General features: G+C 73.2%; 17 protein-coding genes. 8 read left to right on the top strand and 9 right to left on the bottom strand.

Translation table 11 applies throughout. The annotated features are described in order from the left end of the window. Positions 1 to 25: 25 nt before the first annotated feature. Entirely contained in the window at positions 26 to 619 is a 594-nt protein-coding gene (locus ACH4K1_RS05855; RefSeq protein WP_398087025.1) for a 1,4-alpha-glucan branching protein, read from the bottom strand. Between the two features lie 287 nt (positions 620 to 906). Between ACH4K1_RS05855 and ACH4K1_RS05860 the strand changes: the two genes are divergently transcribed. Further along, complete coding sequence (locus ACH4K1_RS05860) at positions 907 to 1,365, top strand: hypothetical protein (protein WP_398087027.1); 459 nt, start codon at positions 907 to 909, stop codon at positions 1,363 to 1,365. Positions 1,366 to 1,403: 38 nt separating this feature from the next. Here ACH4K1_RS05860 and ACH4K1_RS05865 read toward each other — a convergent pair whose 3' ends face one another. The 5 genes from ACH4K1_RS05865 to ACH4K1_RS05885 all read right to left on the bottom strand — a co-directional run bounded on the left by ACH4K1_RS05865 (position 1,404) and on the right by ACH4K1_RS05885 (position 5,409). Then, a complete protein-coding gene (locus tag ACH4K1_RS05865; RefSeq protein ID WP_398087029.1) occupies positions 1,404 to 1,883 on the bottom strand; it encodes a hypothetical protein in 480 nt (159 codons plus the stop codon). 184 nt (positions 1,884 to 2,067) lie between these two features. Then, complete coding sequence (gene msrB / locus ACH4K1_RS05870) at positions 2,068 to 2,475, bottom strand: peptide-methionine (R)-S-oxide reductase MsrB (RefSeq protein ID WP_398087031.1); 408 nt, start codon at positions 2,473 to 2,475, stop codon at positions 2,068 to 2,070. Between the two features lie 10 nt (positions 2,476 to 2,485). After that, positions 2,486 to 3,880 carry a UDP-N-acetylmuramate--L-alanine ligase gene (gene murC, locus ACH4K1_RS05875; RefSeq protein ID WP_398087033.1) on the bottom strand — a complete coding sequence of 465 codons (1,395 nt, stop codon included), beginning with the start codon at positions 3,878 to 3,880 and terminating at the stop codon, positions 2,486 to 2,488. Positions 3,881 to 3,956: 76 nt separating this feature from the next. Beyond that, positions 3,957 to 4,409 (bottom strand): indole-3-glycerol phosphate synthase, encoded by a 453-nt coding sequence (locus tag ACH4K1_RS05880; RefSeq protein WP_398087035.1) that lies wholly within the window; start codon positions 4,407 to 4,409, stop codon positions 3,957 to 3,959. A gap of 163 nt (positions 4,410 to 4,572) precedes the next feature. Then, a complete protein-coding gene (locus ACH4K1_RS05885; protein WP_398087036.1) occupies positions 4,573 to 5,409 on the bottom strand; it encodes a pyrimidine reductase family protein in 837 nt (278 codons plus the stop codon). A 37-nt stretch (positions 5,410 to 5,446) separates the two neighbouring features. On the opposite strand from ACH4K1_RS05885, the gene zapE reads away from it, so the two are divergent. The 4 genes from zapE to ACH4K1_RS05905 all read left to right on the top strand — a co-directional run bounded on the left by zapE (position 5,447) and on the right by ACH4K1_RS05905 (position 9,696). Continuing rightward, positions 5,447 to 6,541 (top strand): cell division protein ZapE, encoded by a 1,095-nt coding sequence (gene zapE, locus ACH4K1_RS05890; RefSeq protein WP_398087038.1) that lies wholly within the window; start codon positions 5,447 to 5,449, stop codon positions 6,539 to 6,541. 92 nt (positions 6,542 to 6,633) lie between these two features. After that, complete coding sequence (locus tag ACH4K1_RS05895) at positions 6,634 to 7,059, top strand: OsmC family protein (RefSeq protein WP_398087039.1); 426 nt, start codon at positions 6,634 to 6,636, stop codon at positions 7,057 to 7,059. Between the two features lie 302 nt (positions 7,060 to 7,361). Then, positions 7,362 to 8,735 (top strand): alkaline phosphatase PhoX, encoded by a 1,374-nt coding sequence (locus ACH4K1_RS05900; RefSeq protein WP_398087041.1) that lies wholly within the window; start codon positions 7,362 to 7,364, stop codon positions 8,733 to 8,735. Between the two features lie 241 nt (positions 8,736 to 8,976). Next, the gene (locus ACH4K1_RS05905; RefSeq protein WP_398087447.1) at positions 8,977 to 9,696 is read left to right on the top strand and encodes a polysaccharide deacetylase family protein; all 720 of its coding nucleotides are present in this window, start codon (positions 8,977 to 8,979) and stop codon (positions 9,694 to 9,696) included. 46 nt (positions 9,697 to 9,742) lie between these two features. Here the strand turns inward: ACH4K1_RS05905 and ACH4K1_RS05910 are convergent, their stop codons facing one another. The 3 genes from ACH4K1_RS05910 to ACH4K1_RS05920 form a co-directional block, all read right to left on the bottom strand. After that, positions 9,743 to 10,837 (bottom strand): hypothetical protein, encoded by a 1,095-nt coding sequence (locus ACH4K1_RS05910; RefSeq protein ID WP_398087043.1) that lies wholly within the window; start codon positions 10,835 to 10,837, stop codon positions 9,743 to 9,745. A gap of 336 nt (positions 10,838 to 11,173) precedes the next feature. Further along, a complete protein-coding gene (locus ACH4K1_RS05915) occupies positions 11,174 to 11,410 on the bottom strand; it encodes a hypothetical protein (protein ID WP_398087045.1) in 237 nt (78 codons plus the stop codon). Positions 11,411 to 11,570: 160 nt separating this feature from the next. Then, the gene (locus ACH4K1_RS05920) at positions 11,571 to 12,245 is read right to left on the bottom strand and encodes an AIM24 family protein (RefSeq protein ID WP_398087046.1); all 675 of its coding nucleotides are present in this window, start codon (positions 12,243 to 12,245) and stop codon (positions 11,571 to 11,573) included. A gap of 71 nt (positions 12,246 to 12,316) precedes the next feature. On the opposite strand from ACH4K1_RS05920, the gene ACH4K1_RS05925 reads away from it, so the two are divergent. The 3 genes from ACH4K1_RS05925 (at position 12,317) to ACH4K1_RS05935 (ending at position 15,694) form a co-directional block, all read left to right on the top strand. Beyond that, positions 12,317 to 13,066, top strand: a complete 750-nt coding sequence (locus tag ACH4K1_RS05925) for a peptidyl-tRNA hydrolase (protein WP_398087047.1) — start codon at positions 12,317 to 12,319, stop codon at positions 13,064 to 13,066. Positions 13,067 to 13,250: 184 nt separating this feature from the next. Continuing rightward, complete coding sequence (locus ACH4K1_RS05930; protein WP_398087448.1) at positions 13,251 to 14,615, top strand: DUF692 domain-containing protein; 1,365 nt, start codon at positions 13,251 to 13,253, stop codon at positions 14,613 to 14,615. Positions 14,616 to 14,620: 5 nt separating this feature from the next. Further along, a complete protein-coding gene (locus tag ACH4K1_RS05935) occupies positions 14,621 to 15,694 on the top strand; it encodes a TIGR04222 domain-containing membrane protein (RefSeq protein ID WP_398087048.1) in 1,074 nt (357 codons plus the stop codon). Positions 15,695 to 15,853: the final 159 nt, after the last annotated feature.

The following is a 15,853-nucleotide window of genomic DNA, read 5'->3' on the forward strand; positions in this document are numbered from 1 at the left end:
GCGAGCGGGCCGACAGACAGTTCCCCTACGGCGCCACGGCCGCGAAGACGCCTCGCGCGGCCGTTCCGTCCGGCCAGGTCCACCCGGCGACCAGGTGTGCCGCCGGGGGCTGCTCGGTCTCGGCCGCCGCCTCGGCCTCCCCCGGCGTCAGGACCCGGTTGATCCGGACGTCGAACCCGTCGTCGGGGCCGGTCCCCCGTACCGTGACGGACGGGTCGGGGATGTCGCTCTCGCTCTGGTGCTGCGGTTCCGCCTGGCCGCGCAGCAGTGCGCCCAACTGGGCCTGCACCACCGGGTCGTGGGTTCCGTCGTAGATCCAGCGGGTGCCGAGCACCCCGTGCTCCGAGGTGCCGAGCAGCGCCTCTTCGGGCACGTCCTCCAGCGCCGCCCCGCGATAGCTCAGCGGCACCAGGTACGCCACCGGCTCCTTCGCCGCGCTGTCCACCACGACCATGAACTCGATGCCGACCTCGCCCTCGGGGTCGTCCAGCCGGAACCCGCCGGCGTTGGTCAGATCGGGTGTTCCCGACCCGCCCGCGTACCACTTCTGCTGCGGCAGCCAGCCGGTGATCAACTCCAGTTTGCCGGGCGACAGGGTGGTGCGGTGCACGGTGGCCACGGAAGCTCCCTCATGGGTCGGTCTGCGGTCGGTCCGCCCCGCCCTCCGGCCGGCCGGGCCGCAGGGTGACGGGACGGTTCCGAACCTACCGTGACCGGCCGGAATACGGGGAGGGGCGGGGCCCCGGCCGAACCGTCCGGCCGGTGGCGGCGCCCGGGGCCCGGGCGCGTGCCGTCCCTCGCCCTCGCGGTCGGGCACGTGCGGGCCGGACCGGTACCGTAAGGGGGGTACCGGTACGACTCGTGAGCCTCCCGACGGGCTGCGTGACCCAGGAGGAGCCCACCACCATGACGACCAACCGCGGACGCAAGGACGTCATCCGCGACCGGATGGCCGCCACCGGCGAGTCGTACAACGTCGCCGCCCGCAACCTCAAGGCCATGAAGGACACCGCCGCCACCCGCGACGCCGTCCTGGTGCAGCGCTGGACGCCCGCCGACTCCTTCGACGTGCCCTGCCCCTGCGGCGGGACGTGCGAGCCGGGCGAGACCTGCGACCACTGCCACGCCCGCCACCGGCACGTGAAGCGCTACCCCGGCTCCACCACCGACGTCGAGACCTGGGCCGACCGCTACGAGTGCACCGGTTGCTCCTCCTCGTACACCCTGACCGTCCACCTCGCCGGGCGCCCCTGGGGCATCGCGGAGACGGTCGTCCAGGGCGGCTCGGGCGAGGAGGTCGTGCAGGCGACAGTCTTCCCGGGCGTGATCCACCCGCTGCTGCGCTCGGAGACGGACGCGGGCTGAGACGGGGCGGGGGCACCCGACGGGCACCCGGGCCCCACTCACACGGGTACGACGTGCACGTCCTGGGGTCGCAGAACCGCCGGATACGCCAGCAGGTCTTCCGGATCACTGGTGGAGATCACCGCCCTGCCGTGCCGGGCGGCGACCCGGGCGTCCACGGCGTCCGGCCTCTTCTTCACCGGCAGCACCGCCTGCCCGAGCGCCGTCCCGACACGTCGCCAGTCGGTGAGGTCCGGGCCGGTCGCACAGGCCAGCCACGCCGGATGGCCCGCCTTCGTCTCCCGCATCGGCGGCTCGGACGAACGGGCCTGCGGAACCGTGCACTCCTTCAACACGCCGGCCAGCGCATGGACCGGCGACAAACGGGGCGCCAGACCTGGGCCAGAACGGGTCCGAGCACCGGCTTCCGCCTCCGCCCGCGTGATGGCGGCGTCGACCTCCGCGAACTGCTCCTCTATGGCATCGCTTTCCGCCATCTGGCGCGTCGCCGCGTGCACCAGATACGCGGAGAGGTCCATTCCGGCCCGCTCCGCGTGCTGCCTGATTCTCTCCGCCTGCTGCTGGTCGAGGCTGATACTGACCCGGGTCTTCGCTACACCTTGAGCGTAAGACGCGTATTACGGCAGATCGAGCCGCCTGTACGTCGGCCGGGGCGGCGCGGTCCGTCCGACCGCCCCGCCCCGGTCGCCCCGGCCGGTCCGCTCAGCCCGCGTCAGGCGTCAGGTTCAGCGAGATCGAGTTGATGCAGTAGCGCTGGTCCGTCGGGGTCGGGTACCCCTCGCCCTGGAAGACGTGGCCCAGGTGGGAGCCGCAGCGAGCGCAGCGCACCTCCGTGCGGACCATGCCGTGGCTGCGGTCCTCGATCAGCTCGACCGCGTCGGTGTCCTTCGGGTCGTAGAAGGACGGCCAGCCGCAGTGCGACTCGAACTTGGTGTCGGAGCGGAACAGCTCCGCCCCGCAGGCCCGGCAGGAGTAGACGCCCGCCGTCTTGGTGTCGGTGTACTCCCCGCGGAAAGCGGGCTCGGTGCCGGCCTGGCGCAGCACCGCGTACTCGGCGGGGGTCAGCTCTTCCCGCCACTGCTCGTCCGGCTTCTCGACGTCGTACGGCACGGCTCGCTCCTCAGCTCGACAGGTGGTCCAGGATGCGCGGGCCGAGGTCGGTGACGTCGCCCGCTCCCATGGTGAGAACGAGATCGCCGGGCTTGGCCATTCCCGCGATCGCGGCGGGGACCTCCGCCTGGTCGTGGACGGCGGTGACCTCGGCCCCGGCCGCCTTCGCCGCGTCGATGATCAGGGCGCTGGTGATGCCGGGGATCGGGTCCTCGCGGGCCGGGTAGATGTCCAGGACCACGGAGGCGTCGGCCAGGGCGAGCGCCTGGCCCATCTCGGTGCCCAGCTCCTGGGTGCGGGAGAACAGGTGCGGCTGGAAGACGACCAGGATGCGGGCGTCGGACGCCGCGCCGCGCATGGCCTCCAGGTCGGCGGTCATCTCGGTCGGGTGGTGCGCGTACGAGTCGACGACCTGCACACCCCCCGCCTCGCCCTTGAGCTGGAGGCGGCGCTTGACCCCGGTGTAGCTGCCGAGCGCGGAGGCCAGGTTGTGCGCCGGGATGCCGAGGGCGACCCCGGCGGCGAGCGCGGCGACCGCGTTGTGGGCGTAGTGGCTGCCGGGGACGGAGACGGTGAAGGTGAGGAACTTACCCCTGAGCAGGACCGTGGCCTCGCTGGTCAGGCCGCGCGGGGTGACCTTGTGGACCCGTACGTCGGCGTCCTCGGCGGAGCCGTAGGTGACCACCTTGAGGTCGGAGAGGTCGCGGACCCGGCGGGTCAGCTCGACCGCGCCGGGCTGGTCGGCGGAGATCACCAGGGTGCCGCCGGGGACGACCTTGCCGACGAAGGTCTCGAAGGAGTCGTAGATCTCGTCCATCGAGGCGTAGTTCGCGTGGTGGTCCAGCTCGACGTTGAGGACGATCGCGACCTCGGGGTCGTACTTCTGGAAGCTGCGGTCGCTCTCGTCCGCCTCCGCGACGAAGATGTCCCCTTCGCCGTGCGTGGCGTTGGTGCCGGGGCCCTCCAGGTCGCCGCCGATGGCGTACGAGGGGGCCAGGCCCAGCGAGGAGAGGGCGACGGCCAGCATCGAGGTGGTGGTCGTCTTGCCGTGGGTGCCGGCCACCGCGATGGCGCGCACCCCGTTCATCAGGGAGGCCAGCGCGTCGGAGCGGTGGACGACCGGAACGCCCAGCTCGCCCGCCCGCAGCAGCTCCGGGTTGTCGGCGCGGATGGCGCTGGAGACGACCACGCAGGACGCGTCGTCGGCCAGGTGGTCCGCCGCGTGCCCGATGTGGACGGTCGCCCCCAGCGCCCGCAGGGACTCGGCGGTGGCGGACTCCTTGGAGTCGCTGCCCGCCACCTTCGCGCCGCGCTGGGCGAGGATCTTGGCGATGCCCGACATTCCGGCGCCGCCGATGCCGATGAAGTGGGGTCGTTCCATGGCGGCGGGAATGCCGGGTGCCATCGTTGCCTCCGAGGTGTTCCTGGTGAGAGTCCTACGCGGTTCCGGGTTGCCCTCCGGACCCCGCGCGGCCCTCAGCCTATTCGCTGTGCGCGAAGAGCTTGAGCACCGGGACGCCGACCTTGTGGCGGGCGCGGGAGGCCCAGTCGCGGTGGAAGAACTCCTCCACGTAGTGCGGGGCGGTCAGGACGATCACCTCGTCGGCGCCCGCCTCCTCGACGACGGTCTTCAGCTTGTCGAGGGGGTGGTCCTCGATCACCTGTCCGACCGCTTCGGCGCCTGCCTGGCGCAGGGCGCGCAGGGAGTACTCCAGTCCGATCTCGGCGGGCTCGCGGGCCTCGCCGCCCTCCGGCTCCTCCCCCTCGCGCACCGCTTCCTTCAGCTCCCCCATCGCCACGTCGTCGATCGCGCGCAGCAGAACATCGGCCTGGTCGCCGCGCGGCTGCAACAGAACGACGAACGAGATCCGCTCCTCACCGTGGAGCGTGGTGACGAAGTCCACGTCCTCGGGAGTGAGCGGCTTCTCGATCATCAAAACGCTTGTGAACACGACAGGCGCCCTTCCGGCTCTTCGTCTCGTCCCCGGCGCTCTCGGCCGTGGACGGTCGTTTGCTGAAACCATCCTTCCCCGTGGTGCCACGGGGACTGCAGGGGTAAGTGTGCCCATCCGGGGCTAAGCGGAACGGCAAATTCCGCTAACTGTCAGTCCGACGGTACCGAGAGAAGAGGAAACCGGCCTCTTCCAGCAGCGATGCCAGGAAAAAACGTTCCGGCACGGCGACCCCGGGCCCTCCGGCAATGCGCTGAGCGTCACCCGCTGTGAGCATCGGGGAGATCGTGAGGCACAGTTCGTCCAGCACCCCGGCCGCCACGAACTGGCCGAGCAGCCGGGGGCCGCCCTCGGTGAGCTGCCGGCGCAGCCCCCGGTCCGCCAGTTCGCGCACGGCACGGGCCGGGTCCACCCCGGCGCCGTCGCCCGCGATCACCACCTCCGCGCCCGCCCTCCGGGCCGCCTCCATCCGGTCGGCCGGCGCTCCGGCGCCGGTCAGGACGAGGGTGGGGACCAGCGGCTCGGTGAACAGCGGCAGCGAGAAGTCCAGGTCCAGGGAGCCGCTCACCACCGCCACGGCGGGCGCGGGCCCCTGCCCGGCGGCGGCCCGCCGGGCCGCGAACGCCTCGCGGGCGCGGGCGGGGCGGTACCCCTCCTGCCGTACGGTCTCGGCCCCGGCGATCACCACGTCGGCCAGGGCCCGCAGGGTCCCGAAGATCCGCATGTCGGCGGCGCAGGAGATGGGCTGCGAGCGGCCGTCGTGCTGGGCGGCCCCGTCGAGGGTGGAGACCATGTTGGCGCGCAGCCAGGGGGCGCCGGGCGTTCCGGTTCCTCCGGGCGCTCCACCGTGCGGGTGGGCGGGGTAGGCGTACACCCCCGCCAGCTCGTCGAGGCTCCACTCGCGGTCGGCGGGCGGCCCGGCCGGGTCCTCACCTCCCGAGCTGCTCGTTGTCAGGTCCGTCACAGGGAACAGGCTTCGCATGGGGTGCAGTCTGGCACGGGCCTTAGGGTGGAGAGTTGTGTCGTCATCCACCGCGTTTCCGGGGCAGAGCCCCCTCTCCGAAACGGCCCCGCTGTCCCTGTGCGCCCGCGAGCCGCACGTCCCCGCCGACCGCCTGGTCGCCGAGATGGTGCCGCCGCCGCGCTTCGACGCGGTGCGTTTCGACACCTACGTGCCCGATCCGAACCAGCCCAGCCAGAGCGAGGCGGTCACGGTCCTGGAGGGGTTCGCCGCCGGGCTCGGCGGGGCGCACGCGACGGGCTCCGGCCGCCGCAAGTGGTTCGGGAGCAGGAAGCCGGCCGCCCCGACCGGGCCGCGCGGGGTCTACCTCGACGGCGGCTACGGCGTCGGCAAGACCCACCTGCTGGCCTCCCTGTGGCACGCCACGCCGGCCGAGCCGTCGCTGAAGGCGTTCGGCACGTTCGTGGAGCTGACCAACCTGGTGGGCGCGCTGGGCTTCCAGCAGACCGTCCGGACGCTCAGCGGCCACCGGCTCCTGTGCATCGACGAGTTCGAACTGGACGACCCGGGCGACACCGTGCTGGTCTCCTCGCTGCTCAGCCGGCTCGTGGAGGCCGGGGTGGCGCTGGCCGCGACCTCGAACACGCTGCCGGGCAAGCTCGGGGAGGGCCGGTTCGCCGCCGCCGACTTCCTGCGCGAGATCCAGGGCCTGTCGGCGCACTTCCGCCCGCTGCGCATCGACGGCGAGGACTACCGGCACCGGGGGCTGCCCGAGGCTCCGCCGCCGTACACCGACGAGCAGGTGACCCGGGCCGCGTACGCCACGCCGGGCGCGTCGCTGGACGACTTCCCCGGGCTGCTGGAGCATCTGGCCAAGGTGCACCCGAGCCGGTACGGGGCGCTCACCGACGAGCTGGGCGCGGTGTGCCTGACCGGGGTGACGGCGGTGCCCGACCAGTCGACCGCGCTGCGCCTGGTGGTGCTGGCCGACCGGCTGTACGACCGGGAGGTCCCGGTCCTGGCGTCGGGGCTGCCGTTCGACCGGCTGTTCAGCGACGAGATGCTGAACGGCGGGTACCGGAAGAAGTACTTCCGGGCGATCTCCCGGCTGACGGCGCTGGCGCGTGACGCGAAGGGGCTGGTGGCGCAGTAGGTTCGGGGGCGTAACGCGACGGGGAGCGGCGCACCACGGGCGCACTTCGCCCTGGCCCGTACAACCGCGCACACCGTTCGAAGGGATGCAGTATGGCTACCACGCGTCAGGCGCACACGGTCTGGGAAGGCAACCTCATCGAGGGCGAGGGGGTCGTCTCCCTCGACTCCTCCGGCATCGGCGAGTACCCCGTCTCCTGGCCCGCCCGCTCGGAGCAGGCGAACGGCAAGACCAGCCCGGAGGAGCTGATCGCGGCCGCGCACTCCAGCTGCTTCTCGATGGCGCTCTCGCACGGGCTGGCCGGGGCCGGCACCCCGCCCGCCAAGCTGGAGACGAAGGCCGAGGTGACCTTCCAGCCCGGCACCGGCATCACCGGCATCCACCTCACGGTCGAGGGCACGGTCCCCGGTCTCGACGAGGACGCCTTCGTGAAGGCGGCCGAGGACGCCAAGGCGAACTGCCCGGTCAGCCAGGCCCTTTCGGGCACGACGATCACCCTGTCTGCGTCGCTGGCCTGACCGGCCGGGCCCGCCGGGACGGCCTGTCCGTCCCGGCCGCCCGACCCCTCGGGTCCGCCGGGACGGCCTGTGCGGCTCGGCGCCCGACCCCTCGGGTCCGCCGGGACGACCTGTGCGGCTCGGCGCCCGACCCCTCGCGGACGGTCCTCCCCACCGGGGCCGGCCGTCCGCGGACGGCCCTTTCCACGGGGATCGTCCCAGCAGCACCACAAGGCGCGGGGGCGCGCATGGTTCCCCCGCGCCTCTGTGCGTGCTACACACGTGCGGGTCACTTCACCTGTCCGCCAACAGGGAGTCACCTCATGTCAACCGCACCTCGCTCCACCGCAACGCGACGACAGGTCCTGGCCGGCAGCGGCGCGGCCGCCGCGATCGCCTTCACGGGGGCCTTCTCCGAACTCTTCGCGGGCACGGCCGCCGCGCGTGGCCACGGCGGCTACGGCCCCCTCGTCCCCGACCCGGACGGTCTGCTCGATCTGCCGAAAGGATTCCGCTACCGGGTGCTTTCCCGGCAGGGCGAACCGCTGCGCTCCGGCGAAGGCCCGGTGCCGGGCAACCACGACGGCATGACTGCGCTCCGGGGCCGCAACGGGCGGGTCCACCTCGTCCGCAACCACGAGAACCGGCACACCGCCAAGATCGGCGTACCGACCGTCGAGGGGCTGACCTACGACCCGGCGGCCAAGGGCGGCTGTACGGCGCTGGAGCTGGACGGCCGCAACAAGGTGCTGGGCGAGCGCGTGGCCATCGCCGGCACGGCGGTCAACTGCGCGGGCGGACCCACCCCGTGGCACACCTGGCTGACCTGCGAGGAGAACGAGGACAGGGCCGGGACCAACGGGTACACCAAGGACCACGGCTTCATCTTCGAGGTGGACGGCGCCGATCCGCGCCGCACCGGAGCCGTCCCCCTGACCGCGATGGGCCGCTTCCAGCACGAGGCGGTCGCCGTGGACCCGAAGTCCGGGATCGTGTACGAGACGGAGGACGCGTTCGACAGGCCGTTCGGGCTGTTCTACCGCTTCCTGCCCGAGAAGCCGCTCGGCGGCACCGGTTCGCTGCGAGCGGGCGGGGAGCTGGAGGCGATGCGGGTGCCGGGCGTGCCCGACCTCTCCGCCGTCCAGGAGACCGGCACGAGCTTCGACCGGATCGAGTGGGTTCCCGTGCCGGATCCGCTGGCCAGGGAGACGGCGATCCGCTTCCAGGACTTCGGTCCGAAGGGCATCACGCACGCCCAGAAGCTGGAGGGCTGCTACTGGGGCGGCTCCTCGGTCTACTTCGTCTCCAGCTTCGCCCGCAGCGACGAGGGCTCGGCCGCCGACCACTACGGGCAGGTGTGGCGCTACGAGCCGAAGAAGCGTCGGCTCACCCTGGTCGTGCTCTTCGGCCCGGACTCCGATATCCAGCTGCCCGGGGAGTCCCCCGACAACATCTGCCTGGCATCGGACGGCGGGCTGATGGTCTGCGAGGACGGCGGCGGCGCCCAGTACGTGCTCGGGGTGACCCGGCGCGGCGAGGTGTACACGATGGCGCGCGGGCGGCAGAACATCGGGACGCCGGAGGAGCCGGAGTGGGGCGAGTTCGCGGGGGTCGCGTTCTCGCCGGACGGTTCGACGATGTACGTGAACTGCTACACGCCGGGAACGACGTTCGCGGTGACGGGGCCGTGGTGCTGAGGTAGCCGTCGCCCATCGGGTTCACCCTCGGAGCGCCGTCAAACAATATGACCGTATTGTCGGATATTTTCCGTGAGTGATCACTACTGCGCGGACGACGACGGCTCTGACGGCGGCGGGGGTGCTGGCCTGCGCCGCCCTGACGGGGTGCGGGAGCGGAGGGCCCGCTCCCGCACCCCCGCCGAAAGCCGCCGCTTCGGCGCCCGCCTCCGTTCCCGCCGGGCCGAAGAAGCCGCCCACCATGGCCCCCGGCCCGGCGGGCCGCACCCCGGTCTTCGAGCGGAGGGCGACGGAGGGGGGCGGGGCCGGACGGTCGGCGGAGAAGGTCGTGGCGCTGACGTTCGACGCCGACATGACGGCCGATCAGGGCCCCCGGGCCGCCGCCGGTGAACGCTTCGACAACCCGGGGCTGGTCGCGCTGCTGCGCCGATCGAACGTGCCCTCCACCGTGTTCATGACCGGGCGCTGGGCGGAGGAGTACCCGGAGCAGGCGAAGGCCATCGGGGCGGACCCCCTGTTCGAGGTCGCCAACCACTCGTACAGCCACCACGCCTTCAGCTCCCCCTGCTACGGACTGCCGGTGGTCGAGAAGGCCGCGATGACCGCCGATGTGGAGCGCGCCTTCACCGCGTTCCGGAAGGCGGGGGTGCGGAACGTGGTGCCGTACTTCCGTTTCCCCGGCGGCTGCTACGACGACGCGGCGCTGCGCGCCCTGGCCCCGGCGAACGTGACGGCCGTGCAGTGGGACGTGGTCGGCGGCGACGCCTTCGCCACGGACGCGGACGCGGTGGCCGACCAGGTGCTGGACGGGGTGCGGCCGGGCTCCCTCGTGGTGCTGCACTGCACCCGCAGCGCGGCCCCGGCCACGGAGGCCGCCGTACGGCGGATCGTGCCGGAACTCCGCGCGCGCGGCTACCGCTTCGTGAAGGTGTCGGAGCTGATGGAGGACGGCGGCCGGTAGCCCCGGCGCGGCGGCCGGCCCTGCCGACAGCGCCGCGAGGCGGGCGTCAGGCCAGGCGCGTGGCCCTCAGCCCGTCGAGCGGATACTCGTGCGGAAGCCTGGCGGGATCGCCCGGCACCGTGATCTGCACCGCGACGGGCCGCGAGCCGCCCGCCTCCAGCAGCTGATCCGTCTGGGAGTAGAGGTACGCCTTGCCGTCCTCGTGCGTGATGTCGACACCGGACGCCACCACCTGTGCTCCGGGCGCCGTTCGCAGGTCGAACGAGATCCGGAACTTGCGCGTCTCCTTCCCCCCGCCTCCGGCCTTGCCGACGGCGGTGACGGTCAGTTCGACGCTGTAGACCCGGCCCTGCGGATCGTAGCTCTGCCACGAACCGACGGCCTTCTTCGTCACGACGATCTCGTCGTAGCTGGGAGGGATCGGCATCGGGGTGATGCGTCCGGCTCCGTTCACGACCTCCAGGCCGTCGACGGGGATCTTCCCCTTCCCGATCCGCTCGGCGCGGTCGGGAACGGCGTCGCCGCTGAGGTCGAGGTGGTTGACGTTGCCCGCCGAGTCGACCGCGTAGAAGTGACCGGCGGAGTCGAAGAACGTGGCCGAGTAGGACTTCCGGGAACCGCTGGACCCGCTGGCCTCGGCAGGCGGGAACACCCCCCTCTTCAGCACGGTCTTCATAGGGTTCTTCCCGGGGTCCACGTGGAGCAGGTCGCCGTTGTCGCCCTCGACCGAGATCAGCCGGCCGTCCTTGGGGTGGTGAGCGAAGTCGTCCCACCGCCCCGGGCCCGGACAGGGTCCGGCGGTCGCCGTCCGGGTCACCACGTCGATCGTGTAGCTGGGCACATCGGGACCGCTCGCGACGAGCAGCTTCTTCCCGTCGTCGTCCATGTCGCCGTCGTACCACTTCAGTCCGTCCGGCAGCCCTTCGACCACCGCGTCCGAGACGGTGCCGGCCTCCACGTCGACGGTGACGAGCCTGTCGCCGCTGACGGCGAAGAGCAGCGGCTCCTTGTCGTCCCCCCTGTACTGCGCGCCCATGGCGGTGTAGCCGCCCCGGTACGCCGGCACGTTCTCGACCACCCGGGTGTCCCCGTCGATGGGGTCGAAGCGGTAGATCCGCGTGTTCGTCCTGCCTACCGCCAAATACACTTTACGGTGCGTCACGAGGTGGCTTCTTTCAGTGATGGGCGAAGTGCCGCCTCAGCATCACGTCACCGCACATTCCTCCGCAAGGCCATGAAGCGGTCAACCGGCGAGAAAAGGTCATTCCCGACCTCCGTGCGCGCTACCGGCACGGCTGCTTGACAACTCCTCGCCCACCCCGGCGGACGGAAGCCGCGGTACCACCGTTCCGCTCGGTGCGCGGAGGGGTCGTCGCGCCGACGCGTCCGGCGACGGCGCGGGCCGGGCGGCGGGGCAGGCCGGCACCACCGCGCCCGTGGCCGGAGAAACCCCCCACCACGGCCTGCCGCGAAACGCTCAGCCGGAACAGGCCGTGCGGCCCGCCTCCTGCCACGCGCAGACCGGGCAGAGCGTGGCGCCCCGGGTCGACTCCGGGTACTCGGTCGGCTCGCGGCACAGCACGCACTCGGCGTACGGAGGGCCTGCGACGCTCTCGTCCGGCGCTGCCGGGGCGCCCGGCCCGGAGGGCGCGCAGTACGTGCCGTCGTCGTGCGCGCCGTCCCCGCCCGTTCCCCCGTGCCTGCCCATGTCCATGCTCACGAGCCTACTCGTCCGCGCCGGGCGGCGGTCCGGCCGACGAGGAACGCGACCGGTACGACGAGGGCCCGCCCGGGCGGGGAGGGCCGGTCCCCGCCCGGGCGGGCCCGGACGCCGCACAGACCGTGCCGGCGTCTCGCGCTCCGTGCCCCGGCGCTCAGCTGGAGGCCTTCTCCGGCTTCGTCTCGCTCGGGCGGACGATGACGAAACCCTCGCCCTGGAGCATCAGCTGGACCGCCTCGCCGGAGCCGCCGCGCACCATCGAGCCGACGCTCTGGGAGCGGTGCAGGCTCGTCGTGAGCTGCTGGCTCCAGCCGACGACCGCGTCCGTGTCCACGTACACCGGCTGGGCGGAGGTCACGGGGATCACGATCGGGGAGCCCTCGCACATCAGGCCGAGCTTGCCGTAGCCCGTGAAGACGCTGTTGAAGAGGCCGCCGCCGACCATGCCGGCCCCCTTCACCGTCTTGATCTCGTAGGAGAGGGTGGGGTCGAAGCACAGGACGTTGCGGCCGTTGATGGTGATGGCGTCGCCCTGGTCCAGCTCCACGATGAAGCAGTTGGCCGCCTCGTGCGCGAACCACGCCTCGCCCTGGCCCCGGACGGCCATCAGCGCCAGGCCCTCGCCGGTGACCGCGCGCTTGAGCATGCCGCCGATGCCCTGGCCCTTGCGCTCGAACTGGAGGTTGCCGCGGAAGGCGATCATCGAGCCCTGCCGGGCGTGCATCTCCCCGTTGACGGCGTACTTGATCGACTTGGCGTTCTGCAGGGTCATGCCGGGGGCGGTGGCCGGTTGGGCCAGGTGCTCGCTGGAAAAGAGATCGCTCTTCATGCGGAGCATCCTCACCCGGACCAGGTCGTTCCGCCAAGCAGGTGGCCCGCCCCACCTGGCAGACTGGGACGGTGAGCAGCGACGACACCCCCTCCTCCGCCTCCGGGAGCCCCTCCCCCGCCTCCGAGAGCCCGTTCCGCGCCGGCACGGCCGACCGCGACCGGGCGCCGCAGTTCGTGCTGCCCCTGGTGCTCCACCTGGAGAAGACGGACCCGCCCGCCCGCACCGACGCGCTGCGGGCCGCCGCCCGCGCGGTCCTGGCGATCCTCTCCGACGAGCGGTCCCTCGGCGACGGCGCGTGGGCGGAGGCGATGCGGGACTGGCAGGACGCCCGCATCCGCAAGGTCGTACGCCGTGCGCGCGGCGCGGAGTGGCGCAAGGCGGCGGCGCTGGACGGCATCACGGTGACGGGCGAGGGCGGCGCGGAGGTACGGGTGTTCCCGCCGATCCCGCTGGACGGCTGGCCCAAGGAGTTGGCCAAGCTCCAGGTGTCGGGCACCGAGCTGGAAGACCCCGAGCCGCCCGCCGCCCCCGGCCCGGAGGAGCCGGTGCTCTGGCTCAACCCCGATGTCGACATGTCGGCCGGCAAGACCATGGCCCAGGTCGGGCACGGGGCACAGCTCGCCTGGTGGGAGCTGTCCGACACCGAGCGCAAGGCGTGGCGCGAGGCCGGGTTCCCGCTCTCCGTGGCCACCCCCGGGGCGGCGCGCTGGCGGGAGCTGACGGAGAGCGGGCTGCCGGTCGTGCGCGACGCGGGCTTCACCGAGATCGCCCCGGGCTCCCGCACCGTGATCGCCGACCACCCGGCGCTGCGCCGCTGAGCTCCCCGGGGCGGCCACGCCCCCTGAGGCTGCCCGCCCCCGAAGATGCCGATGCCATAACGGGGCAGCCGCCGCGGAACCTCAAATCCTCCTCTGAACGTCCCTCCGATCGGGTTCATCGCCGCGCGACGGGGCCATGACCCCGGCACAGGACGAGGTGAACGAGCAGGGGGACGGGGGCGCCGTGGAACTGGGCATCGGCATCGGCTGGCGGCCGGAGATCGCGCACGAGGTGGAGGCGCTGGCCGGGATCGACTGGGTGGAGGCCGTCGCGGAGAACCTCTGCGCCGACCACCTCCCGGACTCCCTGGTACGGCTGCGGGAGCGCGGCGTCACCGTCGTGCCGCACGGGGTGGCGCTCGGCCTGGGCGGCGCGGACCGCCCCGACCCCGACCGCCTCGCCTCTCTCGCGGCACGGGTCGAACTGCTGGGCGCGCCCCTGGTGACCGAGCACATCGCGTTCGTCCGGGCCGGGGGGCCGCTGACCGCGTCGCCGAGGCTGGAGGCGGGGCACCTGCTGCCGGTACCGCGCACCTGGGACGCGCTGGACGTGCTCTGCGAGAACGTGCGGATCGCGCAGGACTCGCTGCCGGTGCCGCTCGCCCTGGAGAACATCGCGGCGCTGATCTCCTGGCCCGACGAGGAGTTGACCGAGGGGCAGTTCCTGGCCGAGCTGGTCGAGCGGACCGGGGTGCGGCTGCTGATCGACGTGGCCAACCTGCACACCAACCACGTCAACCTCGGCCAGGACCCGGCGAAGGCGCTGGACGAGCTGCCGGTGGAGGCCATCGCGTACGTCCACGTGGCGGGCGGGGTCGAGCGGAACGGCGTCTGGCACGACACGCACGCCCACCCGGTGACCGCCCCCGTGCTGGAGGTGCTGGCGGAGTTGCGCTCGCGGGTCGATCCGCCCGGCGTGCTGCTGGAACGGGACGACGCCTTCCCGCCGGGCGGGGAGCTGGCGGACGAACTGGACGCGATCCGGGCGACGCTGCGGGCGGCGGCGGGCCCGGCCGCTCCGGAGGCCCCGGCTGCCCCGGAGGACCCGGAGGCCCCGGCGCACCGGAAGGGCCCCCGGGGTGCACGCCCCGCCGCACGGGACGAGCACCGCCCGCCCGGCGCCACCGCCGCCACCGCCACCGCCACCCGTGACCGTACGGCCGTCGCGCAGACCGCGCTCCTCTCCGCGCTGGTCGCCGGGACGCCCGCCCCGGCGGGTTTCGACCCCGTACGGCTGCGGGTGCAGAGCCGGGCGCTGGCCGCCAAGCGCGCGGACGTGGTCGCCAAGGTCGCCCCGGAGCTGCCGGAGATCTTCGGCGACGGCTACCGCGCCGCGTTCCTCGCGTACGCCGGCGTCCGCCCGATGGCCGGCGGATACCGGCGCGACGCCCTGGACTTCGCCGAGCACGTGCTGGTCGTGGACGGGCCCGCCGACCCCGTGGCGCGGCGCGCGTTGACGCACTGGTGGCAGGACCGCTCGGGCGCCCTGCCCCCGGGCCGTGCCACCCGCCTGATCCGGGCGGCCCGCGCCGTTCTCCTGGGGAGGTGACCGCCGTGAACGCTCTCGCTCTGCTGCTGAACCTCGCGGTCCTCGTCTCCACCGTGCTGCTCGTGGCGACCGCGGCCGTCGCCCGCTCCCGCCTCCCCTCGGCCGGCCCCTCCCCCGTCGTCCACGACCTCTACGAGGCGGCGTTCCTGAACGGCGGCCCGGGCAGGGTCGTGGACACCGCTCTCACCGCCCTGCACACGGACGGCCGGGTGCTCATCGGCGGGCCCGGCGTCATCACCGTCCAGCGCCCGCAGGCGAACGACCCGGTGGAACGCGCCGTGCTCCACGAAGTGGCGGTCGCCCCGAGCGGGGCACTGCACCTGCTACGGGAAGCGGTGATGCGCCACCCGGCGGTGCAGGAGATCGGAGACGGGCTGGCGCAACGGGGGCTGCTCGTGCCGCCCGCCGCGATCCGCACCGTACGGCGCTGGGGGCTGGTCCAGGGAGTGGGCTGCCTGATCGCCCTGCCGGTCTCCATCGTGCTCACGATCGCCCAGTACATGGCGTCCCTCTACCCGTACGAGGACCTGCCGGTCCCGTTCGTCCTGAAAATGCTGCCCGCCATCGTGCTCGGCGGGATCAGCGGTCGCGTCGTCGCCTCGGCGTCGGCGAAGCGGATCACCGGGGCGGGGCGCCGCGCCGCCCAGGGGTTCGGGGCCGCCCACGCGCAGGCGACCGCCCCGGCCCAGCTGGTCGCCGTGCGGGGGCTGCGCGCCCTGCCGGACCCGGCGCTGTACGCCCGACTGGTCACGGCGGCACGGATGGGCGCCCAGCGCCGGCGGTCCCCCGCGTACGCCTCCGGGTCCACCGCGGGGGCCACCGCCGTCGCCGCCACGACGGTCTGGTGCGCCGCCTCCGGCCCCGGCGGGTCGAGTTGCGGCGGGTCCACCGGGGGCGGCTCCGGGGGCTCCTCGGGGTCGGGGTGCGGGGGCGGCTCCGGATCGAGCTGCGGAGGCTCGGGCGGCTCCAGCTGCGGCGGCGGTGGCGGGTCGAGCTGCGGGGGCGGCGGGTCGAGCTGCGGGGGCGGGGGGTCGAGCTGCGGGGGCGGGGGCGGCTCCAGCTGCGGCGGCGGTTCCTGAACCCGGTGCCGCCGGACGGAAAAAGCCCGCTATGTACGGGTATTGACCGGCCATCACGGTGGTTGACGCGGACGTGCCGGGGCGGTGCTGGACATCGCAGTCCGTCCGCTCGACCATCCCTCTCCGCAACCGCGGAGAGGCACCGCCGTCCCTCTCCTC

It is taken from the genome of Streptomyces sp. NPDC017448 (genome assembly GCF_044330565.1).
Lineage (GTDB): Bacteria > Actinomycetota > Actinomycetes > Streptomycetales > Streptomycetaceae > Streptomyces.